Source organism: Variovorax sp. 10N432 (assembly GCF_056394465.1).
In genome coordinates this window covers 28,729-51,390 of the sequence record NZ_JBFTHX010000012.1, presented here as the reverse complement: position 1 = coordinate 51,390, position 22,662 = coordinate 28,729, and the positions used below count along the sequence as shown (strand labels likewise).

Genomic DNA, 22,662 nt, shown 5'->3' with positions numbered 1-22,662 from the left:
CATGCAAGTCACACGACGCTCCCTGACGCAGCTCGCCCTGGCCGCCGGCGCGCTCACCGCCGCGGCGCTCCCGATGGGCGCCTTCGCGCAGCAGTTCCCGACCAGGCCGGTGCGCATCATCACGCCGTTCCCGGTCGGCGGCGGCCCCGATGGCGTCGCGCGCCTGGTGGCCGACAAGCTCTCGCGCGCCTGGGGCCAGCCGGTGGTGGTGGAGAACCGTCCGGGCGGCAACGGCTTCATCGCCATCGATGCCTTCAAGCGCGGCGCCAAGGACGGCACCGACATGATCGTGCTCGACAACGTGCACCTGGCGGCCTACCCGTCGCTGTTCAAGAAGCTGCCCTACGACCCGGTGAAGGACTTCGACACGCTGCTGCCGCTGTTCAAGACCTACTTCTTCTTCACGGTCGCGACCGACAGCAAGTACAAGACCGTCGGCGACATCATTGCCGACGCCAAGGCCCATCCGGGGAAGCTCAACTTCGGCTCCTGGTCGATCGGCAACCCGGTGCACCTGGGCTCCGAGATGTTCGCCTCCGCCACCGGCATCAAGATGGAGCACGTGCTCTACAAGGAAACCACGCAGCTTTACACCTCGGTCTCGACCGGCGAGCTGTCCTTCGCGCTCGGCAGCGCCGCCACCGCGGGCCCGCTGCAGCGCGCCGGCAAGCTGCGCTTCCTGGCCGTGGCCGCGCCGCAGCGCCTGGCCAGCTTCCCGGACGTGCCGACGGTGGGCGAGTCGGGCGGCCCGAAGGGCTTCGAGGTCACGGGCTGGAACGCGATCGCGGTGCCGCCGGGCCTGCCCGCGGCCGTCACCGACAAGATCAGGAAGGACGTCGAGGCCGCGCTGGCCAGCCCCGACGTGCAGGAGAAGTTCAAGAGCTTCGGCTATGAGCCCTTCCCGACGACCCGCGACCAGTTCAACCAGTTCGTCAAGACCGAGACCCAGCGTTTCGGCGACGTGATCCGCAAGGCCAACATCACCCTGGACTGAGACCATGACCACATTCACCAAGACCCCCGGCTGGCTCGACTGGTACGCAGGCCCGTCGAAGCCGCGCTTCAAGGTGCCGCCGGGCAGCGTCGACGCGCACTGCCATGTGTTCGGCCCGGGCGACCAGTTCCCGTTCGCGCCCGAGCGCAAGTACACGCCCTGCGACGCCTCCAAGGACCAGCTGTTCGCGCTGCGCGACCACCTCGGCTTCGACAAGAACGTGGTGGTGCAGGCCACCTGCCACGGCGCCGACAACCGCGCCATGGTCGATGCGCTGAAGTCCTCCAACGGCCGTGCCAAGGGCATCGCCACGGTCAAGCGCAGCATCAGCGACGCCGAGCTCAAGGAACTGCACGACGCCGGCGTGCGCGGCGTGCGCTTCAACTTCGTCAAGCGGCTGGTCGACTTCACGCCCAAGGACGAGCTGCTCGAGATCGCCAACCGCATCGCGCCGCTGGGCTGGCATGTGGTGATCTACTTCGAGGCGGTCGACCTGCCCGAGCTGTGGGACTTCTTCACCGCGCTGCCGACCACCGTGGTGGTCGACCACATGGGCCGCCCCGACGTCAGCAAGCCCATCGACGGCCCCGAGTTCGAGCTGTTCCTGAAGTTCATGCGCGAGCACACCAACGTCTGGAGCAAGGTGAGCTGCCCCGAGCGCCTGTCGCTCACCGGCCCGAAGGCGCTCGACGGCGAGCAGGCGGCCTACCAGGACGTGGTGCCCTTCGCCCGCAAGGTGGTCGAGAGCTTTCCCGACCGCGTGCTGTGGGGCACCGACTGGCCGCACCCGAACCTCAAGGACCACATGCCCGACGACGGCCTGCTGGTCGATTTCATCCCGCAGATCGCGACCACGGCCGAGCTGCAGCGCAAGCTGCTGGTCGACAACCCGACGCGCCTGTACTGGCCGGAGCTGAAGTAATGTCCCTCGACAAACCTTACAAGGACGTGCCCGGCACGACCATCTTCGACGCCGAGCAATCGCGGCTCGGCTACCACCTGAACCAGTTCTGCATGTCGCTCATGAAGGCCGCCAACCGCGAGCGCTTCAAGGCCGACGAGCGGGCCTACCTCGACGAGTGGCCGATGACCGAGGAGCAGAAGCAGGCCGTGCTGGCACGCGACCTCAACCGCTGCATCGCGCTCGGCGGCAACATCTATTTCCTGGCCAAGATCGGCGCCACCGACGGCAAGAGCTTCCAGCAGATGGCCGGCAGCATGACCGGCATGACCGAAGAGGAATACCGCGACATGATGATCAAGGGCGGCCGCTCGGCCGAAGGCAACCGCTACGTCGGCGAGGACGGCGACGCGCAGGCACAGCACCAGCCGCAAGGCGCGGCCGGCCGCAAAGGACACTGACATGGCACGCATCACCGCATCCGTCTACACCTCGCACGTGCCCGCCATCGGCGCGGCGCTCGACCTCGGCAAGTCGAACGAGCCCTACTGGAAGCCGCTGTTCGCCGGCTACGACTTCTCCAAGCAATGGATGAAGGACAACAAGCCCGATGTCGTCTTCCTGGTCTTCAACGACCATGCCACGGCGTTCAGCCTGGACATGATCCCGACCTTCGCGATCGGCACTGCCGATTCGTATCAGCCGGCCGACGAAGGCTGGGGCCCGCGTCCGGTGCCGGTCGTGAAAGGCCACTCGGCGCTGGCCTCCCACATCGCGCAGAGCGTGATCCAGCAGGACTTCGACCTCACCATCGTCAACAAGATGGACGTCGACCACGGGCTCACGGTGCCGCTGTCGCTGATGTGCGGCCAGCCCGAGGCCTGGCCCTGCCCGGTGATTCCGTTCGCGGTCAACGTGGTGCAGTACCCGGTGCCCAGCGGCCGGCGCTGCTTCATGCTCGGCCAGGCGATCCGCCGCGCCGTCGAATCCTTCGATGAAGACCTGAACGTGCAGATCTGGGGCACCGGCGGCATGAGCCACCAGCTGCAGGGCCCGCGCGCCGGACTGATCAACGCCGAGTGGGACAACAAGTTCCTCGACCGCCTGATCGCCGACCCCGACGGCCTCTCGAAGGTGCCGCACATCGACTACGTGCGCGAAGCTGGCTCCGAGGGTATCGAGCTCGTGATGTGGCTGATCGCACGCGGCGCGATGGCCGACGTCGCCGGCGGCAAGCCGCCGAAGGTGGCGCATCGCTTCTTCCATGTTCCCGCGTCCAACACGGCCGTGGGCCACCTCATCCTGGAGAACCAACAATGACCAAGACCATCAAGGTTGCCCTCGCCGGTGCCGGCGCCTTCGGCATCAAGCACCTGGACGGCATCAAGAACATCGACGGCGTCGAAGTGATCTCGCTGGTCAGCCGCGAGCTCGACAAGACCCGCGAAGTGGCTGCCAAGTACGGCATCGGCCACGTCACGACCGACCTCGCCGAATCGCTGGCGCTGAAGGAGGTCGACGCCGTCATCCTCTGCACGCCGACCCAGATGCATGCCTCGCAGAGCATCGCGGCACTCAAGGCCGGCAAGCACGTGCAGGTCGAGATCCCGCTGGCTGATTCGCTCAAGGACGCGCAGGCCGTGGTCGACCTGCAGAAGCAGACCGGGCTGGTCGCGATGTGCGGCCACACGCGCCGCTTCAACCCCAGCCACCAGTGGGTGCACAAGAAGATCAAGGCCGGCGAGTTCAACATCCAGCAGATGGACGTGCAGACCTACTTCTTCCGCCGCACCAACATGAACGCGCTGGGCCAGGCGCGCAGCTGGACCGACCACCTGCTGTGGCACCACGCCGCGCACACGGTCGACCTGTTCGCCTACCAGGCCGGCAGCCCGATCGTGAAGGCCAATGCGGTGCAGGGCCCGATCCACCCGACCCTGGGCATCGCGATGGACATGTCGATCCAGCTGCAGGCGGCCAACGGCGCGATCTGCACGCTGTCGCTGTCCTTCAACAACGACGGCCCGCTCGGCACCTTCTTTCGCTACATCGGCGACACCGGCACGTACATCGCGCGCTACGACGATCTGTTCACCGGCAAGGAAGAAGCGATCGACGTCTCGAAGGTGGACGTGTCGATGAACGGCATCGAGCTGCAGGACCGCGAGTTCTTCGCCGCGATCCGCGAAGGCCGCGAGCCGAATTCGAGCGTGGCGCAGGTGCTGCCCTGCTACCAGGTTCTGCAGCAGCTGGAACAGCAGCTGCAGAGCTGAGCCGCGCCATGCACAAGCGTCAACTCGGCCCCTTTTCGGTCAGCGCGATCGGTCTCGGCTGCATGAACCTGAGCCATGCCTATGGCGTGCCGCCGTCGGCGGAGCAGGGCGAGCGCCTGCTGCTGGCGGCGCTCGATGCCGGTGTGACCTTGTTCGACACCGCCGCGCTCTACGGCTTCGGTGCCAACGAGCAGCTGGTCGGGCGGGTGCTGAAGCCGCACCGCAGCGCCTTCACGCTGGCCAGCAAGGGCGGCATGGCGGGTGTGCGCGGCGACGACGGCACGCTGCGCCGCGTGATCGACGGCCGCCCGGCCACCTTGCGCCGCAACTGCGAAGACAGTCTGCGGAACCTGCAGACCGAGGTCATCGATCTCTACTACCTGCATCGCTGGGACAAGTCGGTGCCGATCGAGGAGTCGGTGGGCGAGATGTCGCGCCTGGTCGAAGAGGGCAAGGTGCGCGCGCTGGGCCTGTCGGAGGTCTCGGCGGCGACCTTGCGGCGCGCGCATGCGGTGCACCCGATCGCCGCGGTGCAGAACGAATATTCGCTCTGGAGCCGCAACACGGAGATCGGCGTGCTCCAGGCCTGCCGCGAGTTGGGCGCGGCGCTGGTGGCCTTCAGCCCACTGGCGCGCGGCTTCCTTTGCGACGTGCTGCACGACGTGTCGACGCTCGACGCCAAGGACATCCGGCGCGCGATGCCGCGTTTCTCGGCCGAGAACTACGCGCGCAACCTGGCGCTGCTGCCGGCCTACACCGCGCTCGCGAAAGAGGCCGGCTGCACGCCGGCGCAGCTGGCACTGGCCTGGCTGCTGTCGCGCGGCGAGCATGTCATCCCGATTCCCGGCACGACCAGTCTCGCCCACCTGAATGAAGACCTGCAGGCCGAGCAGGTCCGGCTGTCGCCCGAACTGGTTGCGCGGGTCGATGCGGTGATCAACCAGCGCACCGTGAGCGGTGCGCGCTATGGCGCGCAGAGCAGCACCGAGGTGGATACCGAGGTGTTCGAGGACTGAGAGGCGAGCTGGCCGATCAGCCGGCAAGCACCTCCCGCCAAAGCTCACGCGCCCGCGCCTGATAGCTTCGGGTCGCCTCGATCAGCGCCCGCCGCGGCGCGCCGGGCTGGATCGCCTCGGGCAGCAGCGGATCGCGCACGATGCCGCGGATCACCGTGCGCCCCACCAGCAGCGTCTCGCGGGCCGCCGCCTCGGGCGCCAGGCGCGGCAGGCGCGCGTTGCTGTCCTCGATCAGCTTCAATGCGCCGCGATAGGCGGCGGACAGTGCCTGAACGTCCCACAGCGCCCGCATTCGCGCAGCGGCATCGGCGTCGAAGCCGCTGCCGCCGAACACCAGGCTGCCCGCCGCCAAGCCGAGCCGGGCCAGCGCCGCGCGCATCGCCTCGGCGCCGCCGTCGAGGTTGTCGGGCCGCACCGAGAGGCCCGCGGCCAGCGTGCGAAACCCGTTCAGGTCGAGCGCCCGCAGGTGGTGCCGCCAGGCGGTCTTGTCGCTGCGCGGCACGTCGCCGTCATGCACCAGCAGCCAGCCGCCGGCCCAATGGCCCATCCGGCTCTCCTTCTCGAACCAGTGCTGCACCTCGTAGTGCACCGAGTTGCCCTGCAGCTGCACGGCATAGCAGCCGCGTCCGGTCTTGACGATCCGATCCTGGCCCAGCAGGCGCGTCAGCGCCACCCGCACGCTGGGCGTGCTGAGTCGCATGATCTCGCCCGCGCGCGCGAGCGTCTGCACCGTCATGTGCGGCTCGGGATGGGTGATCAGCAGGTCGAGCACCAGGTCCGCAGCCGAAGGTTCGCCTTCTTCGATGTTATGAGTTATGTCCATCTAGGTGAAAACGTGTAATCTTTCTTATTCTGCCGTCTATATCATTTTCATTGAAATATCAATGGAGCAAGCGAATGGCGGGTTCTTTCATCCGGACCGAGGTCGACGGCCCAGTGTGCACGATCATCCTGGACCGTCCCGCGGTGCGCAACGCGGTCGACGGCCCGATGGCGATCGATCTGCGCCGCGCCTTCGAGGCCTTCGAGGCCGACGACACGCAGCAGGTGGCGGTGCTGTGGGGTGCCGGCGGCCATTTCTGCGCCGGTGCCGACCTGGGCGCCGTCGGCGATCCTTCACGCCGCCACGAGCTCGATCCCCAGGGCGGCGGCAGCGGGCCGATGGGCCCCTCCCGCATGGCGCTGTCCAAGCCGCTGATCGCCGCGGTCAGCGGCTATGCCGTGGCCGGCGGCCTCGAACTCACGCTGCTGGCCGACTTGCGGGTGGTCGAGCGCGATGCGGTGTTCGGCGTCTTCTGCCGTCGCTGGGGCGTGCCGCTGATCGATGGCGGCACGGTGCGGCTGCCACGCATCGTCGGCATGGGCCGGGCGCTCGACATGATCCTGACCGGCCGTCCTGTAGGGGCCGAAGAAGCATTCGCGATGGGGCTGGCCAGCCGCCTGGTCGACCCAGGCACTGCGCGCGAGGCCGCCGAGGCCCTGGCGCGCGAGATCGCTGCCTTCCCGCGCCGCTGCATGCTGGCCGATCGCGCGTCGGCCTATGGCCAGTGGGATCTCCCGCTGGCAGAGGCGTTGCGGGCCGAAGGCGCCCAAGGCGTCCCGGTGGTGTTCGAGGAAGCCGTCGCGGGCGCCGCCCGCTTCGTCCAGGGCGCCGGCCGCCACGGCAGCTTTGGCCAATAGGAACTCGAGCATGGCCCCCACCACCCTCGACCTGATCCGCCGCGGCGCCGCCCAGCACGGGCCCCGCACCGCCGTCAGCTGCGGCGGCCGCAGCCTGAGCTTCGCCGAGGTCGATGCGCTCAGCGCCCGTCTGGCCCACGCACTGCGCGCCCGCGGCGCCGAGCCCGGCACGCGCATCGCGCTGCTGGTCAACAACAGCCTCTACAGCGTGCCGCTCGACTTCGCCTGCGTGAAGGCGGCGCTCAACCGCGTCCCGCTCAATGCCCGGCTGTCACTGCCCGAGCACGTGCGCATGCTGCAGGACACCGGCTGCCGCCTGCTGGTGTTCGGGGCCGACCTGGCCGAGCGCGCCGCCGCACTGCGCGAGGCCCTGCCGGGCCTGGACTGCCATGGCCTCGATGCCAGCCTGCCCGGCGGCGCCGACCTGATCGCGGCGGCCGCGCAGCAGCCGGCGCGCGACCCCGATCTTCAGGTGAGCGCCGACGACGTGATCCTGACCCTGTTCACCTCCGGCACCACCGGCACGCTCAAGGCCGCGCAGCACACGCAGGGCTCCTATGCCGCGATCTGCCGCAACGTGCTGCTCAACCTGCTGCCCGCGACGCCCGACGACGCGATGCTGCATGCCGCTTCGCTGATCCACGCCAGCGGCGTCTTCGTGCTGCCCTTCTGGCTGCGCGGCGGCCGCACCGTGATCCTGCCCGGCTTCGAGCCCGAGTCCTTCCTGGCTGCGATCGAGCGCGAACGCGCCACCGCGATCAACCTGGTGCCGACCATGCTGCAGATGCTGGTCGAGACGCCGGCCATGGCGACTTGCAATGTCGATGCGCTGCGCTACGTGATCTACGGCGCTTCGCCGATGCCGCGCCCCGTGATCGAGCGCGCGATGGCACTCTGGGGCCAACACCGCTTCTGGCAGTACTACGGCCAGACCGAGGTACCGCTGTGCCTGGCGGTGCTGCGGCCCGAAGACCATCATGGCGAGCGTCTGGGCGCCTGCGGCCAGCCGGCCGTCGAGGTCGAAGTGCGCCTGCTCGACGAGTCCGGCCACGACGTGGCGCCGGGCCAGCCCGGCGAGATCGCGGTGCGCGCGCCGTCGGCGGTGGCCGGCTACCACGCGGCGCCCGAGCTCACGGCAGAGACCTTCAAGCCCGACGGCTGGGTGCTCACGCGCGACGTCGGCGTGTTCGACGAGCACGGCTTCCTGTTCCTCAAGGACCGCACCTCCGACATGATCGTCAGCGGCGGCTACAACGTCTATCCGCGCGAGGTCGAAGAGGCGCTGCTTGCCCATCCCGCGGTGCGCGAATGCGCGGTGGTCGGGCTGCCCGACGACAAGTGGGTGGAGGCGGTCACCGCGGTGGTGGCGCTCGCGCCCGGCAATGCCGAAAGCGATGCGCTGGCGGCCGAGCTCATTGCACACGTCGCGGCCCGGCTGGCGTCCTACAAGAAGCCGCAGCGCGTGATCTTCACCGAGCAGATTCCGAACACCGCAGTGGGCAAGCTCAACCGCCGCGCCCTGCGCGACCGCCTGCGCGCCGCATCCGACCCGCCGGCCTGAAGCGCGGCCGGTCGGCGCGGAACAAGAGACGGCCATAGCCGTCCGCCGCCACACCGAACTGTCACACCACCCAGGGAGAGAAACAATGCAGACACGCGACATTCGAAGGGCCGGCCGCTGGCTGGCCGTGGCCGCCCTCGCAGGCAGCGCCCTGCTGGCGCAGGCCCAGAAGCGCTACGACCCCGGCGCCACCGACACCGCGATCAAGATCGGCAACACCATGCCGTACTCCGGGCCGGCGTCTGTCTACGGCACCGTGGGCAAGAGCGCGGCCGCCTACTTCCGCAAGGTCAACGCCGAGGGCGGCATCGGTGGCCGCAAGATCGAGTTCATCTCGCTCGACGATGCCTACAGCCCGCCGGTGGCCGTGGAGCAGACCCGCAAGCTGGTCGAGCAGCAGAAGGTGCTGCTGATCTTCGGCCCGCTCGGCACGCCCACCAATGCCGCGACCCAGAAGTACCTCAACATCAGGAAGGTGCCGCAGCTCTTCGTGAGCTCGGGCGCCGAGCGCTGGGGCGACCACCGCCAGTTCCCGTGGAGCATCGGCTTCAACCCCACCTACGTGACCGAAGGCCGCATCTACGCCGCCCACATCCTGGCCAGCCGGCCCGATGCCAAGGTGGCGGTGCTCTACCAGAACGACGAGTTCGGCAAGGACATCGTGCGCGGCTTCCTCGATGGCCTCGGCGACAAGGCCAGATCGATGGTCGTGGCCCAGGCCAGCTACGAGGTCAGCGACCCCACGGTCGACAGCCAGATCATCAGCCTCAGGAGCTCGGGCGCCGACACGCTGATGAACTTCTCGCAGACCAAGTTCGCGGCCCAGACCATCCGCAAGATGGCCGCGATCGGCTGGAAGCCCGCGCACTACCTGACCAACGTGTCGAACTCGGTGGCGGCGGTGCTCAAGCCGGCCGGCGCCGAGCATGCGAAGGGCCTCCTCACTGCCACCTACCTGCGCGATCCGAGCGACGCCCGCGACACGCCGGAGGGTCGCGACTTCGCGGCCTTCATGAAGCAGTACTACCCCGAGGGCGACCCGAACGACGCGCTCAACGTCACGGGCTACTCGATGGCGCAGGCGCTGGTGCAGCTGCTGACCCAGGCCGGCGACGATCTGACCCGCGCCAACCTCATGAAGCAGGCCGCGAGCCTCGACATGAGCTTGCCGATGCTCTATCCGGGCATCCGCCTGAAGACCGGGCCCGACAACTTCTATCCGATCCGGCAGATGCAGCTGGTGCGCTTCGACGGCACCGGCTATGAGAAATTCGGCGACCTGCTCGGGCCGTGAACACGCCTTCAACCGGCGCGCCGCTGCTGCGCGTGCAGGCGGTGACGGTGCGCTTCGGCGGCATCGTGGCGCTCGATGCGGTGTCGTTCAGCGTCGAGGCCGGCCAGATCTGCGGCCTGATCGGTCCCAATGGCGCCGGCAAGAGCACCGTCTTCAACTGCCTCTCGCGCATCTACGACTGCGGCGCCGGAAGCATCGAGTTCGATGGCCGGCGCATCTCGAATCTGCCGCGCCACCGCATGGCGGGCGAGGGCATCGGCCGCACCTTCCAGAACCTCGCGCTGTTCGGCAGCATGAGCGTGCGCGAGAACCTGCTGGTCGGCTGCCATGGCCGGCAGCCGGCCGGCTTCGCGGGCGCCCTGCTGCGCCTGCCCGGCGAGCGACGCACGGAGCGCGAGGCGCAGGCGAGGGCGGACGAGCTGCTGCGCTTCCTGGCGCTCGAAGACTGCGCCGAGCGCATCGTGGCCGACCTGCCCTTCGGCACCCAGAAGCGGGTCGAGCTCGGTCGCGCGCTCTGCGGCCGGCCGCGCCTGCTGCTGCTCGACGAGCCGGCCTGCGGGCTCAACCATGAAGAGCTCGAAGGCCTGGCCGCGCTGATCCGCGAGATCCGCGACCGGCTGGGCGTCACGGTGCTGCTGGTCGAGCACCACATGGGCCTGGTGATGGCGATCTCCGACCAGGTGGTGGTGCTGAACTTCGGCCGCAAGATCGCAGAGGGCACGCCGGCCGCGGTGCGGCAGCACCCCGAGGTGATCCAGGCCTACCTGGGAGGCGCCCATGCCGATGCTGCTTGAAGTCGAGGGGCTGCATGCGGCCTATGGCGCGAGCCGCGTGCTGCACGGCATCGACCTGTCGATGCGGGCCGGCTCGGTCACCGCGCTGCTCGGCGCCAACGGCGCCGGCAAGACCACGACCCTGCGCGCGCTGTGCCAGATGGCGGTGCGCACCACGGGCACGATCCGCATCGGCGGCGAGCGCGCCGACGGCCGGCCCACCGAGCGGATCGTGCGGCTCGGCGTCGCCCACGTGCCCGACGGCCGCGGCACCTTCCTTGCGTTGAGCAGCGAGGAGAACCTGCGCCTGGGCGCCTACGGGCGGCGCGATCGCGCGGGCGTCGCCGAAGACTTCGAGCGGGTCTACGGCTACTTTCCGCGGCTCAGGGAACGCAGCGGCCAGCAGGCCGGCACCTTGTCCGGCGGCGAGCAGCAGATGCTGGCGATCGGCCGGGCACTGATGTCGCGGCCGCGCCTGCTGCTGCTCGACGAGCCCTCCTTCGGGCTCGCGCCGCTGGTCGTGCGCGACATCTTCGAGATCATGCGGCGCATCAACGCGGAGCAGGGCGTCTCGATCCTGCTGGTCGAGCAGAACGCCGCGCTGGCGCTCGACATCGCCGACTCGGTCTACCTCATGGCGAGCGGCTGCATCGTGCTGCAGGGCACGCCGCAAGAGGTCCGCGGCAATGACGCGGTGCGCCGCGTCTACCTCGGCGCTTGAATATGGCGGCGGCGGCTGAGCACGAACCAAGGGAGACAAGACAACATGCAAGCATTCCTGCACCAGCTGCTGGCCGGCCTGGCCACCGGCGGCATCTACGCCAGCGTCGCGCTGGCGCTGGTCATGATCTACCAGTCGACCCACCAGGTGAACTTCGCGCAGGGCGAGATGGCGATGTTCTCCACCTACCTCGGCTGGGCGATGCTGCAGGCCGGCTTGCCCTACTGGGCGATGTTCGGCCTCACCGTGGGCCTGTCCTTCCTGATGGGCGCGCTGGTCGAGCGGATCGTGGTCCGCCCGATGCGCCAGGCGCCGGTGCTGTCGGTGGTGGTCGTCTTCATCGCGCTGCTGATGATCTTCCACAGCCTGGCCGGCTGGCTGTTCGGCTACACGATCAAGCGGTTTCCGAGCCCGTTCCCGGAGCGCGCCTGGTACGGCTCGGCAGTGATGTCCGCGCACGAGGTCGGCGCGATCGCGATCACGCTCGCGGTGATGGCACTCATCTTCGGCTTCTTCCGCTTCACCGCGCTCGGCCTCGCGATGCGCGCGGCGGCGCAGAACCCGGTGTCGTCGCGGCTGGTCGGCATCGACGTCGGGTGGATGCTGATGCTCGGCTGGGGCCTGGCGGGCGCGGTCGGCGCGGTGGCTGGCATGCTGGTCGCGCCGGTGGTCTTTCTCGACCCCGGCATGATGGGCGGCGTGCTGCTCTACGCCTTCGCCGGCGCGTTGGTGGGCGGCATCGACAGCCCGGCCGGCGCGGTGCTCGGCGGCTTCATCGTCGGCGTGCTCGAGAACCTGATCGGCAGCTATGTGGTCGGCACCGAACTCAAGCTCACGGTCGCGCTGGTGCTGATCGTCGGCGTGCTGATCGTGCGTCCGAGCGGACTGTTCGGCCGGACCATCGTGGTGAAGGTCTAGCCATGCGCCTCGTCGAACGCACCACGTCCGCGCTGCTGCTGTTGCTGGCCCTCGCCTTTCCCTTCCTGGCCGAAGGCTACGTCGTGTTCCAGGCCACCATGGTGCTGTCGTACGCGGTGGCGCTGCTGGGGCTCAACATCCTGACCGGTTACAACGGGCAGATCTCGCTCGGGCATGGCGCCTTCTATGCCCTCGGGGCCTACACCGCGGCGATCCTCATGGACCGCTTCGGCCTGCCCTACTGGGCGACCATCCCGGCCGCGGGCGCGGTCTGCCTGGTGGCCGGTGTGCTGTTCGGCCTGCCGGCGCTCAAGCTCGAAGGCCTGTACCTGGCGCTGGCCACCTTCGCGCTCGGCGTGGCGATGCCGCAACTGCTCAAGTACAAGCACCTGGAGCCGTGGACCGGCGGCGTGCAGGGCCTGGTGCTGGCCAAGCCCGACGCGCCCTTCGGCCTGCCGCTGACGCCGGACCAGTGGCTCTACCTGTTCGCGCTGGCCGTGGCGGTGATCTTGTTCGCGCTGGCGCGCAATCTGCTGCACAGCGGCGCCGGCCGGGCGATCGTCGCGGTCCGCGACCATCCGCTGGCGGCGCAGGCGATGGGCATCGACAACCGGCGCTACAAGGCCGGCGCCTTCGGCATCTCGGCGATGTACACCGGCATCGGCGGGGCCCTGTCGGCGATCGCGGTGCAGTTCGTCGCGCCCGATTCGTTCACGATGTTCCTGTCGATCTCGCTGCTGGTGGGCGTGGTGGTCGGCGGCGTCGGAACGCTCTCGGGTGCGCTGTATGGCGCCCTGTTCATCGTGTTCGTTCCGACTGCGGCCGAGAAGATCACCCAGGCCGCGCCGTGGGCGATCTACGGCGTGGTGCTGATCCTGTTCGTTTTCTTGATGCCGGGCGGTGTGGCGCGGCTGCTGCACCGGCGCGGATGACCCGACCGCGCCGGACCGCGGCCGAACCAGCCATCAAATCGCAATCCGCTCGATGCGGACACTAGGGAAAATCCGCGCCGCGCTCCCTGCGGCCGAACGTTGGAAAAGCACTAACGTTGAAGGCAAAAGAATGTCAGGGAGGAGCCCAACGTGTCGCGTCGCATCGAGTCGGTTCAAGACCTCGCGCAACTGCCCCCGGAAGAACTGCTGCTCTGTCTCAGGGCACTGCGGAGTGCCATCGGCGAGGCCAGGCGAAAACGTGCAGAGGATCGGCGAGAGGGCCGGGTCGCCGCCGATGCGCCATTGAATTTCCCCGCCTTCGACTGGTATCCCCGGGGGAGCCGCCGGGGACCGCTTCCTGTCCGTATCGATCCGTCGACCCCGATCGACGAGATCCCGATACGGAGCGGGGCGAGGGCGGCGCTCAAGAGCCTCGGCATCTTCTATCTTGAGGATCTCTCCGCCATCACCGAGAGGGAACTGCTGGTGAAGGAGTCGATCGGGCGGCACACCGCCGGACTCCTGAGGGAGGTCCTGCTGCGCGTGGGACTGGACTTCATGCCGAACCGAAGCTGAGCGCGCCGGCGCCGAGCCATCGCATTGCACCAAGGTGCAGCAGCGCGCGCACCATGGTGCGAACACTTTCGCGTGGCGCTCGACTAAGCTCGTTCTGACGCGAAAGGAGCCCCTCATGTCCTGCACGATCCGCTCGGTCAATGACCTCGCACAGCTCCCCGATGACCAGTTGCTCGGTTGCCTCAAGGCGCTGCGCGCTGCCGTTCATCGAGAGAAGCAGGCGCATTCGGCTTCGCTTCGGGCGCATCGAATTCCGTCGGGCAGTCCCTTCGTCTTCGAGTCTTTCGACTGGATCCCGCGCCGTGCCCAGCGCTGGGATGTCGCCAAGGTCGAACCCCAGACACCGGTCGAGGAACTGCTGGTGCGTACCGGCGCCAGAGAAGCGCTCAAGCGGCTGCACATCTTCTGCCTCGAGGATCTGTCGGCCATCACCGAGCGTGAACTGCTCGGCGAGCAGGCGATCGGCGTCAAGACGGTGGCGCGCTTGCGCGAGATGCTGGTTCGCGCCAACCTCGACTTCCTCGAAGATCCGGACGCCGGGTTCAAGACGGCTTCCGGGCGCGCGTGAAGGTGCGTCGCCTCAGCGGGCGGCGCCTCTCGTCGAGTAGTCGAACTGCGGCCCCGGCCCGACCGCGATCGGCGGACCCAGGTCGTTGCCGATCGGGCTGGAAGGTGCCCGCACCGCAGGGCGCGTGAAGTTGTACAGCGGCCCGGGACCCGGCACGACCGGGGGGCCGCTGTCCGCGAACCGTTGCGACGGCGCCTGCCCGCGGTCATAGAGCGGACCGGGTCCGGGCGCGATCGGCGGACCGGGATCCGGCTCGACACGGAAGGCCGAGCGCTCGGCCGCACTCGGTGGCGTCGTCTCGGCCGGACTGCGGTGCGACGACGCGACAGTCGTCCGAGGCCGGATGGGGGGTCGAGCCGTCGTCGCAGGCGGCGGATTGGGGCGCAACGCCTGCGGCGCGGCGGCTTGGACCGGCCTCGCCGCGCTTTCGGCGGCAGGAGCGGCGGGAGCGGCAGGAGCGGCGGGCGCAATGCCCAGGGCGTCCAGTCGCATGTCCTGCGCGGCGTGGGTCGGTGCGCTCGGGACCGGTGGCACAGGGGCGGCCGGCAGGACCCTGGGCGGCGGCGACTCCGGCATCACCAGCGCCAGGATCTGTTCCTGCAGCGGAGGTGCGCCGGGCTTGCGCGTGACATGGAAGCACCAGGCCGCGAAGCCCACGACCATGGCGAGACCGACGCAGCCGGCCTTCAACCAGAAGGCGGCGGTTTCCGCCGGAAGCACCGGAACGGCGGCGCGCCCGTCATCTTCACCGCGCGTGGCCGCGTCGGCGGCGGGTCGGATCGCCATCACGGCGTCGAGCGGTGCCGGTCTCGACGGCGTGAATCCGGGCAGCGGATGTGCGCAGCCCACGCAGAACTTCGCCTTCGAGCGATTGGCGCTTCCGCAGACATTGCATACGACCGGCATGGCCACTGGCTCCCCTTGGCGACAGACACGAGGGATCTACTTTGCACGGCTGCGGGCCGCTGTATGTCGGACGACGCCTACGCGGCGTGTCCACGCCGGCAGAACCAGTGCGTCAAGGCATCGAGTGGTGGCGGCAAGAACTTGCGCGCTGCCACGTCGCCAGCGGTCATCAGTGTGAGCGCACCACGTTCGGCAGCTGGTAGCTGTTGTCGAGCAGCGGCTTCATGGGCACATAGCTGCGCACCAGCAGCGCAAACTGGCCATCGGGCGCGGGCAGCCAGTTGGCCTGCGCATCCTTGTCCGCGGGCTGGTCGCGGGACAGGTGCAGGGTCAACGAGCCGTCGGCGGCGAACTTCAGCTCGTCGGCGTCCAGGTTGACCGTGCCGATGTTGGTGCGCCCGTTGGGGCTGTTCGCGAGCATGAAGTAGTCGCGGTCGTACATCGTCAAGGACCAGAAGCCGCCGCGGTCGCGATCCACCGGGGGCAGCGCGTCCTTCGGGAACCTCACCGTGTAGCGGTAGCGCCCCTGCAGCAGCGCGCCCTTGTCGTCCGTGCCGCGGATCAGGTAGATCGCCTCGTGGAAATCATTGACGTAGATGTAGATGATGGCGGCCTGGGCGCGGCCGAACCAGTCGGTGCCCCAGGCACCGCCGTTGTCCTGGCGTTGCCAGCCGTTGCCGGCATCGACGCCGACCTGCTCGTACCTGGCGCCAGCGTGGAGCTCGGCATCGGCGGCGAGCGCCGTGCGGTCGAGCAGGTTCCCCCAGGCGCTGTCGGATTCGCGCAGTGCCAGCAGCGTCCTGGCCTGCGCAGCCATCGCCGCGTCGTCGGCGCTGACGGCGGGGTTGAGTGCCAGTGCCTCGGCGAGCTGGTCCCAGAACCGGGTCGGATCGACCGGCCTTGCCCTCAGCATGTCGGGATCGGCCGCCACCATCTCGGCCGTGACGCCGGGCGGGAACACCTTGTTGCGCGCACTCGCCTCGCAGTCGAAGCGCAGCGGCCCGGGCCGGTCGAGGCTTTGCGCGACGACGCCGATCTGGTTGAGCACCGCCCGCGCACGCGCCTTCGATTCGCCGGTATGGGCGGCGAAGCTGCGTCCGAACAGGCCGGCGACGTTGGTGGGGCTGCGCAGCAGGTCGATGAATCCGTCGGGCTTCTCGCCCGACCAGTTCGGGCCCACCAGCAGGAGCTTGCCCCCTGGCGTGTTGCTTGCCGAGCCCAGCTGGTGGACCACCGTGGTGAAGAGGTCGCAGATCTGGATGGTCCAGTACTGCCCCTTCGGCACGTCGCTCGGCGTCTGCACCACCACGGCCTCGCGGGTGAGGTCGACGAAGCTGACGCCATAGATGGTGTCGCTGTTCGGCGTGACCACCTTGCGCTGGGCGGGCGACATGTGGTCGTCGAGATAGCCCATCGTGTTCTTCGGCGCGCCGGGAAACAGGCCCATGGTCGCGCCAGGACCTGAGGCCTTCATCAGCTCCCAGCTGCTGGTGCGGCCGAAGGCGTCGACGGCGGGATAGGCCCAGTAGTAGACGATGCGTGCCAGCGATTCGACATAGCGCTCGTTGGCCAACCGCGCCGGTACGCCCGCGGCGTCCGGCAGATCGGGGTGCGCCGGGGTGAACTGGCGTGCAAGGTAGGGGGCTTGGGATGGGTTGGGCATGGGTCCGCTCCGGGTTGGGGATGCCCGAGGCATTGTGGACTTCGTCCCGGCGGCGCGCCATTGCACCAGAGGGCAATCGTTGAAGGCCGGAGCGCGGCCAACCGACGTCTCAGGCCTGTGTTCCTCGGTGCAGCGGTACCCCAGGAATATCCAGGTCCATCTTCATGACGCATCCATGGGTCGAGTCGGTGACGAACAAGGTCGAACGCTCCGCGCCGCCGAAGGCGAGGTTGGTGATCGACGCGCCCGCCGGCCCGCGCAGCACGACCACCGGCTCCGCGCGCGCGTTCAACACCCACACGTAGCCCAATCCCGGGTTGGCCACCAGCACGCGGCCCTCTGTATCGACGGCCAGGCCATCCGGTCCACTGGGCCCGTAGGAGGTGAAGAACTGGCTGACCTTGGCCACACTGCCGTCGGCCAGGAGCGGAACGCGCCAGACGCAATTGCCGCGCGTGACCGCCAGGTACAGCAGCTTGCCGTCGGGCGAGAGCGCGACGCCGTTGGGACTGGGAACGTTCGACAGCAGCAGGTCGAGCTGCCCGTCGGGGCGCAGCCGGTACAGGCGTCCCGTGGGGTCGTGCAGGCCGGTCTGTCCCTGGTCGGTGAAGTAGATGCTGCCCTTCGCATCGATGACCAGGTCGTTGACGCCCTTGAAGCGTTCGGTGTTGCGGCGCTGAAGGTGCGGCGTGACGGTGCCGGTCGCCACGTCGATGCGCATGAGGCCGTTCTTGTAGTCGGTGACCAGCAAGGTGCGGGCGTCCAGAAACTTCATTCCGTTGGGCTCGCCGTCGTATTCCGCCACCTGTGACCAATGGCCCGCCGGGTCGATGCGAAAAATGCGCCCGAACGGGATGTCGGTCACGTAGAGATTGCCCTGATCGTCGAACACCGGGCCTTCGAGGAACGAGTCGGTGGGCTGGCCGCCGCGGTTGGCATCGGCCCACGCGGACGACTCGCGGCGGCGCAGCGCGTCCGGCATGCGGGTGAACAGTTCCAGATCCCGAACCTGCGGCGGCTGAAGAAGGAACAAGGTGATCTCCAGGGAGTTACTGCTTGTCGAATGACGCGTTGGCGGCGATCTTGCCCCACAACACGTTGCTGTCGGTCAGCATCTTCGCAAAAGCCGCGGCGTCCGCCATGCGCGGCTCTGCGCCCAACCCTTCCGCGAACGCCTTCATGTCGGGCGTGGCCATGGCCTTCGCGATCTCCTGCTGGAGTCTCGCGAGCACCGGCGCTGGCGTGCCCTTCGGTGCCCAGAGGCCGGTCCAGTTGACGACGCTGAAATTCTTCACGCCGGCTTCGGCGAACGTCGGCACGGCAGGCAAGGCGACCAGCCGCTTGTCGCCGCTCACGGCCAGGAGGCGCAGCTTGCCGCCCTTGACGTTGCCCATGACGCCCGGAGTCGACGAGAACTGCATGTCGATGGTGTTCGACAGCACGGCCTGGGTGGCCTCGCCCGCGCCCTTGAAAGGCACGTGCATCAGCTTCGTGCCGCTGGCCACGCCGAATGCCTCCGCAGTGAAATGCGGCGTGGTGCCCGCGCCGCCCGTGCCATAGGTCAGCTTGCCCGGGGCGGCCTTCGCAGCGGCGAGGAACTCGGCCAGGGTCTTGTACGGCGATTCGGCATTGACCACCATGGCCATCGGCGCGAACACGTACGCGCTGACCGGCACCAGGTCCTTGTCGTAGTCGAAGGGCAGCTTCTTGAAGATGAACGGCAGCAGCGAGTAGGTCGTGTCGTTGGCCATCAGCGTGTAGCCGTCGGCTTCGGCGCGAGCCGCGGCGCTGGCACCGATGGTGCCCGTGCCGCCGGGCTTGTTGTCGACGATGATGCTCTGGCCCATCTGTTCAGTGAGCTTCTGCGCCATCTTGCGCGTGACCACGTCCACCGCGCCGCCGGGCGGGTACGGGACGATGATCTTGATCGGCTTGCTCGGGTAGGCGGCCTGGGCATTGGCGCCGAGCGGCGTTGCCGCGGCGAGCACGGCAAGAGCTCCGAACGGAATCATCCAGCTCAGGCTGGCGTGCGAGGGCTTCTTGGTCATGGGTGTCTCCGGTTGATTCGGTTCGGCAGATCAGGCTGCGGCGACCGCCTGTCGGCCGAGCACCTCGAGCGCATTGCGGGCCGCGGCGACGCCCATGTTCACGTAGGCGTCGCTGGTGACCCCGCCGATGTGCGGGCTCAGCACCAGGCCTGTCTCACCCTGGAAGGGGTGGCCCGCCGACATCGGCTCGACGGCAAAGCTGTCCAGACCGGCGCTCATCACCTGGCCCGATCGAACTGCGGCCAACAGCGCGTGTTCGTCTATGAGGCCACCGCGGGCCGTGTTGACGACGATCACGCCACGCCTGCACTTCGCCAGCGTGCCGGCGTTGACCAGCTCACGATTGTCCTCGGTCAACGGGCAATGCAGCGAGATGGCATCCGAATCGCGCCAGATGGTTTCCAGGTCCACGGTGGCAACGTACGAAGGCAGGTTCTTCGCATAGGGGTCGAAGCCGATGACGCGCATGTCCAGCGCGTCGGCCATGCGGGCGAAGCGCAGGCCGATGGCGCCCAGACCGATCACGCCCACCGTCCGGCCGGCCAGCTCGACGCTCTTGTGCGTCGCCTTGTCCCAATGACCGGCATGCATGCGTGCATCGAGCGACACCACGGATTTGGCGCAGGCCAGGAGAAGCGCCAGGGCCTGCTCGGCCACGGCCGCCGCGTTGGCGCCGACCGCCGCGACGACGTCGATCCCCCGCTCCCTGGCCGCGACCTTGTCGATCGTGTCGGTGCCGCTGCCGTGCTTGGAGATGACCCGCAGCGCAGGCGCCGCGTCCATCGCGGCGGCGCCCACCTTGCTGTAGCGCACGATGATGGCGACCGGGTTGTGCTTGCGGCTCAGTGCGACGATGTCGTCTTCGGTCGGCGTCTTGCCGGCAAAGACCACTTCGTGATCGTTGAGCAATGCCAGCGCTTGCGGTGCGAGGTCGGCACCGGTGACGAGGATGGTGCTCACAGCGTCTCCCCTTCCTTCAGCACGCCGGCAGTGCGCAGTGCGGCATCGAGCCACTTGGCGGCGGTGTCGCCGGTCTTGATGGCTGCGATGCGCGCCGCCTCGTCCTTGACCTTCCTGGCCGCCAGCGGCAGCAGCGCTTCGATCTTCTCGCGCTCCACCACCACCACGCCGTCACCGTCGCCGATCACGAAGTCGCCCGGGCGCACCGTGACGCCGCCGACCGACACCGGGTGGCCGATGCGCCCGCCGATGTTCTTGGTCGGGCCGTTCGGGTTGGTGCCGGCCGAGAACACCGGATAGTCCATCTCGTCGATCTCGAGGCTGTCGCGGCAGGCACCATCCATGACCACGCCGGCGATGCCCAGTTGCTTGCAGGCCGTCATCATGATCGTGCCCATCAGTGCGGAGCTCAGGTCGCCCTTGCCGTCGATCACCAGCACATCGCCCGGCTTCGCCATCGCGATGGCGGCATGGATCATCAGGTTGTCGCCAGGACGCACTTCCACCGTGAGGGCCGTGCCGGCGAGCTTCATGCGCGGCCTGAGCGCCTTGATGCGGCCGTCGAGGGCGCCGCGGCGGCCGGCCACGTCGGCCAGGATGGCCGGCTGCAGTTCAGCGGCCCGCGCCACGATAGCGGCGGGGACGCGTTCGAAGTCGCGAATGATGTCAGGCAGATTGGAGGACATGAGCTTCTTTCAGTGGGTGAAGACGGGGGGAGAGACCGGCAAAGGACGAGATGACGCGGGCATGGCTGCGCCCAGGCAGGGCCCGGTGCGGCCACCGTGCCTGCCGTTAGCGCTGCGTCACGCGTCGGTGGGTGGGGTCAGTCGACCTTGGCGCCGGATTCCTTGACGATCGGGGCCCAGCGGCCGATGTCGTCATGGATCAACTTGGCGAATTGCTCGGGGGTTCCGCCCAGGGCATCAGTGCCCTGGCTGGCGAGCTTCTTCTTGACTTCCGGGTCCTGCAGTGCCTTGTTGAAGGCAGCGTTCAGCTTGGCGACCATGTCCTTGGGCAAGCCGGCGGGTCCCGCAATGCCGAACCAGGTCACGGCCTCGAATCCCTTGAAGCCCGACTCGGCCACCGTGGGTACCGCCGGCAGGTCGGCGGTGCGCTTGGCCGAGGTGACCGCAAGGAAGCGCATCTTGCCGTTGTTGACGAAGCCGATCAGGGTCGGCACCGATGACATGTACATCTGGATCTGGCCACCGATGAGATCGGTCGAGCCTTGCGCAGCGCCCTTATAGGGGACATGCGTGAACTTCACCCCCGCGGTCTTCTGGAGCAGCTCCGTCGCGAGGTGCGCCACCGTGCCGCTTCCGGAGCTGGCGTAGTTCAGCGATTCGGGCTTGGCCTTGGCCGCGGCCACCACGTCCGCGACGGTCTTGTAGGGCGAGTCCGCCGCCACCACCAGCGCCAGGGGCGCGCTGGCGACCGCGACGATCGGGGTCAGGTCCTTTTCAGGGTTGTAGGGCAGCTTCGGATACAGCGTCGGATTGATCGCCAGGTTGCTGGTCTGACCCAGGACGAGCGTGTAGCCGTCGGGCGCCGACTTCGCCGCCGCATCCACACCGAGGTTGCCGCCGGAGCCCGGCTTGTTGTCGATGATGATCGACCAGCCATTGGACACGGCGACCTTGTTGGCGACCTCGCGCGCGATCAGGTCGGTGCCGCCGCCGGCGGGGAACGGCACGATGAGCTTGATGGCCCGCGAGGGATAGGCGGCCTGGGCCGACACCGAGGGCGAATGCGCCAGCAGCATCGCTGCGGCGACGAGGCCGGTGGCGGCTGTGAAGCCGGAGAGGCGGCGCGAGGCCGTGGCGGGGAAAGCGCGGTGCTGCATTTCTTGTCTCCATTTCGGCCCGCTTCGCCTGATTGCGAGCGGTGCCTTCAGTGGAGGCGAGTATTCGCCGCGGCGCCCATTCAGTCCAATCGATAGTTTTTTAAGATCGATAGATCTGACTTGGGGTATCAAGCCGCCGGTGCGACGGCGTATTTCGCCAGCAGGTCGATCAGGCGCTGCGCCGCGGGGGAGATGTATCCGCTGTCCCGGTAGGTCACGACCATGCGGCGGCGCATGGTCGTGGCGGGGAGCTTCACTTCGCGCAGCGCGGCGCCCGATCGTCCGGCCTGGAGGTGCAGCCGCGAGATGAAGCTCAGTAGGCCGGTCTCGCCGATCAGGCTGGGAAGCATCAGCAGCATCGTGCTTTCGACCTGCACCAGGGGACGGGGGAGGCGGTGCCGATCGAAGGTCTGGTCGAGCCAGTCCCGGGTCGGCGCGCCGGGGGGCTGCAACACCCACCGATGGCCTGTCAGGTCCTTCAACCCGGGCTTCGACTTCTCGAAGATCGCGTGCGACTCGGCAGCGGCCACAACGATCACGTCTTCAGCCAGGTATTGGGAGGCGAACCCGGCTTCCGCGGGAACCTCGGTCGCGACCATCAGGTCGATGTCGCCGGCGCGAAGCAGCGGCTTCAGGACGTCGACCAGCGCCACCGTGGTTCGCAAGGTGACGCCGGGGGCCTCGCGCATCAGGTCGCGGGCGGCGGGGGGCAGGAGAAACTGCGCGGCCGTCGGCACGATGCCGACCTTGATGTTCCCGGTCAGCCCGCGGCCGATGTCGCCGATCTCGCGGCGCGCGCTCTCGACGTCGAAACGCGTGCGCTGTGCCCACTTGAGGAGGGCCTTGCCGGCCGCGGTAAGCCGGATGCCGCGCCCCGTCTTCTCGAACAAGGCGGCGCCGCATGCTTCCTCCAGGCGCCGCACGCAGCTCGTCAGCGCGGGCTGCGTGCGGTGCAGACGCTCGGCCGCGCGCCCCAGGTGCTCGAGCTCGGCAATGACTTCGAAATACTGAAGGTCGCGCAGGTCCAGGATGAGG

At 68.5% G+C, this 22,662-nt stretch carries 24 protein-coding genes; 15 read left to right on the top strand and 9 right to left on the bottom strand.

The window, feature by feature from the left end:
• Position 1: 1 nt before the first annotated feature.
• From AC1DF3_RS16020 to AC1DF3_RS15995, 6 genes are read left to right on the top strand one after another with little or no spacing between them, the layout of a single operon-like run.
• Positions 2-994, top strand: a complete 993-nt coding sequence (locus AC1DF3_RS16020) for a Bug family tripartite tricarboxylate transporter substrate binding protein (RefSeq protein WP_478140159.1) — start codon at positions 2-4, stop codon at positions 992-994.
• Positions 995-998: 4 nt separating this feature from the next.
• Positions 999-1,916: an amidohydrolase family protein gene (locus AC1DF3_RS16015; RefSeq protein WP_286534061.1), complete on the top strand. Its 918-nt coding sequence runs from the start codon at positions 999-1,001 to the stop codon at positions 1,914-1,916.
• The gene (gene ligA, locus AC1DF3_RS16010) at positions 1,916-2,356 is read left to right on the top strand and encodes a protocatechuate 4,5-dioxygenase subunit alpha (RefSeq protein WP_286534060.1); all 441 of its coding nucleotides are present in this window, start codon (positions 1,916-1,918) and stop codon (positions 2,354-2,356) included. The genes AC1DF3_RS16015 and ligA overlap by 1 nt, the downstream gene beginning before the upstream one ends.
• A 1-nt stretch (position 2,357) precedes the next feature.
• Entirely contained in the window at positions 2,358-3,215 is an 858-nt protein-coding gene (locus tag AC1DF3_RS16005) for a class III extradiol dioxygenase subunit beta (protein ID WP_286534059.1), read from the top strand.
• A complete protein-coding gene (locus AC1DF3_RS16000; RefSeq protein ID WP_478140158.1) occupies positions 3,212-4,168 on the top strand; it encodes a Gfo/Idh/MocA family oxidoreductase in 957 nt (318 codons plus the stop codon). Before AC1DF3_RS16005 ends, AC1DF3_RS16000 begins: the two co-directional genes overlap by 4 nt.
• A gap of 8 nt (positions 4,169-4,176) precedes the next feature.
• Complete coding sequence (locus tag AC1DF3_RS15995) at positions 4,177-5,184, top strand: aldo/keto reductase (RefSeq protein WP_478140157.1); 1,008 nt, start codon at positions 4,177-4,179, stop codon at positions 5,182-5,184.
• Positions 5,185-5,200: 16 nt separating this feature from the next.
• Here the strand turns inward: AC1DF3_RS15995 and AC1DF3_RS15990 are convergent, their stop codons facing one another.
• Positions 5,201-6,007, bottom strand: a complete 807-nt coding sequence (locus AC1DF3_RS15990; RefSeq protein WP_478140156.1) for a PaaX family transcriptional regulator — start codon at positions 6,005-6,007, stop codon at positions 5,201-5,203.
• Positions 6,008-6,081: 74 nt separating this feature from the next.
• On the opposite strand from AC1DF3_RS15990, the gene AC1DF3_RS15985 reads away from it, so the two are divergent.
• The 9 genes from AC1DF3_RS15985 to AC1DF3_RS15945 all read left to right on the top strand — a co-directional run bounded on the left by AC1DF3_RS15985 (position 6,082) and on the right by AC1DF3_RS15945 (position 14,207).
• Complete coding sequence (locus AC1DF3_RS15985; protein ID WP_478140155.1) at positions 6,082-6,864, top strand: crotonase/enoyl-CoA hydratase family protein; 783 nt, start codon at positions 6,082-6,084, stop codon at positions 6,862-6,864.
• 10 nt (positions 6,865-6,874) lie between these two features.
• On the top strand, positions 6,875-8,425 hold the full coding sequence (locus AC1DF3_RS15980) for an AMP-binding protein (protein ID WP_478140154.1): 1,551 nt from the start codon (positions 6,875-6,877) through the stop codon (positions 8,423-8,425).
• A gap of 85 nt (positions 8,426-8,510) precedes the next feature.
• Entirely contained in the window at positions 8,511-9,719 is a 1,209-nt protein-coding gene (locus AC1DF3_RS15975) for an ABC transporter substrate-binding protein (RefSeq protein ID WP_478140153.1), read from the top strand.
• Entirely contained in the window at positions 9,716-10,513 is a 798-nt protein-coding gene (locus tag AC1DF3_RS15970; RefSeq protein ID WP_478140152.1) for an ABC transporter ATP-binding protein, read from the top strand. The genes AC1DF3_RS15975 and AC1DF3_RS15970 overlap by 4 nt, the downstream gene beginning before the upstream one ends.
• Positions 10,497-11,213 carry an ABC transporter ATP-binding protein gene (locus tag AC1DF3_RS15965; RefSeq protein ID WP_478140151.1) on the top strand — a complete coding sequence of 239 codons (717 nt, stop codon included), beginning with the start codon at positions 10,497-10,499 and terminating at the stop codon, positions 11,211-11,213. Before AC1DF3_RS15970 ends, AC1DF3_RS15965 begins: the two co-directional genes overlap by 17 nt.
• Before the next feature lie 45 nt (positions 11,214-11,258).
• Positions 11,259-12,131, top strand: a complete 873-nt coding sequence (locus tag AC1DF3_RS15960; RefSeq protein ID WP_478140150.1) for a branched-chain amino acid ABC transporter permease — start codon at positions 11,259-11,261, stop codon at positions 12,129-12,131.
• A gap of 2 nt (positions 12,132-12,133) precedes the next feature.
• Positions 12,134-13,063 (top strand): branched-chain amino acid ABC transporter permease, encoded by a 930-nt coding sequence (locus tag AC1DF3_RS15955; RefSeq protein ID WP_478140149.1) that lies wholly within the window; start codon positions 12,134-12,136, stop codon positions 13,061-13,063.
• A 150-nt stretch (positions 13,064-13,213) separates the two neighbouring features.
• Complete coding sequence (locus tag AC1DF3_RS15950; RefSeq protein ID WP_478140148.1) at positions 13,214-13,639, top strand: helix-hairpin-helix domain-containing protein; 426 nt, start codon at positions 13,214-13,216, stop codon at positions 13,637-13,639.
• A gap of 115 nt (positions 13,640-13,754) precedes the next feature.
• Positions 13,755-14,207 (top strand): hypothetical protein, encoded by a 453-nt coding sequence (locus tag AC1DF3_RS15945; protein ID WP_478140147.1) that lies wholly within the window; start codon positions 13,755-13,757, stop codon positions 14,205-14,207.
• 12 nt (positions 14,208-14,219) lie between these two features.
• On the opposite strand, the gene AC1DF3_RS15940 is transcribed toward AC1DF3_RS15945, so the two are convergent.
• The 8 genes from AC1DF3_RS15940 to AC1DF3_RS15905 all read right to left on the bottom strand — a co-directional run bounded on the left by AC1DF3_RS15940 (position 14,220) and on the right by AC1DF3_RS15905 (position 22,649).
• A complete protein-coding gene (locus AC1DF3_RS15940; RefSeq protein WP_478140146.1) occupies positions 14,220-15,113 on the bottom strand; it encodes a hypothetical protein in 894 nt (297 codons plus the stop codon).
• Between the two features lie 169 nt (positions 15,114-15,282).
• On the bottom strand, positions 15,283-16,776 hold the full coding sequence (locus AC1DF3_RS15935; RefSeq protein WP_478140145.1) for a DUF1254 domain-containing protein: 1,494 nt from the start codon (positions 16,774-16,776) through the stop codon (positions 15,283-15,285).
• 109 nt (positions 16,777-16,885) lie between these two features.
• Complete coding sequence (locus AC1DF3_RS15930) at positions 16,886-17,809, bottom strand: SMP-30/gluconolactonase/LRE family protein (RefSeq protein ID WP_478140144.1); 924 nt, start codon at positions 17,807-17,809, stop codon at positions 16,886-16,888.
• Between the two features lie 16 nt (positions 17,810-17,825).
• Positions 17,826-18,824 carry a Bug family tripartite tricarboxylate transporter substrate binding protein gene (locus tag AC1DF3_RS15925; RefSeq protein WP_478140143.1) on the bottom strand — a complete coding sequence of 333 codons (999 nt, stop codon included), beginning with the start codon at positions 18,822-18,824 and terminating at the stop codon, positions 17,826-17,828.
• A 30-nt stretch (positions 18,825-18,854) separates the two neighbouring features.
• Positions 18,855-19,784: an NAD(P)-dependent oxidoreductase gene (locus AC1DF3_RS15920; RefSeq protein WP_478140142.1), complete on the bottom strand. Its 930-nt coding sequence runs from the start codon at positions 19,782-19,784 to the stop codon at positions 18,855-18,857.
• Positions 19,781-20,470: an RraA family protein gene (locus AC1DF3_RS15915; RefSeq protein WP_478140141.1), complete on the bottom strand. Its 690-nt coding sequence runs from the start codon at positions 20,468-20,470 to the stop codon at positions 19,781-19,783. The genes AC1DF3_RS15920 and AC1DF3_RS15915 overlap by 4 nt, the downstream gene beginning before the upstream one ends.
• A 137-nt stretch (positions 20,471-20,607) precedes the next feature.
• On the bottom strand, positions 20,608-21,627 hold the full coding sequence (locus tag AC1DF3_RS15910) for a Bug family tripartite tricarboxylate transporter substrate binding protein (RefSeq protein WP_478140140.1): 1,020 nt from the start codon (positions 21,625-21,627) through the stop codon (positions 20,608-20,610).
• A gap of 128 nt (positions 21,628-21,755) precedes the next feature.
• On the bottom strand, positions 21,756-22,649 hold the full coding sequence (locus tag AC1DF3_RS15905; protein ID WP_478140248.1) for a LysR family transcriptional regulator: 894 nt from the start codon (positions 22,647-22,649) through the stop codon (positions 21,756-21,758).
• Positions 22,650-22,662: the final 13 nt, after the last annotated feature.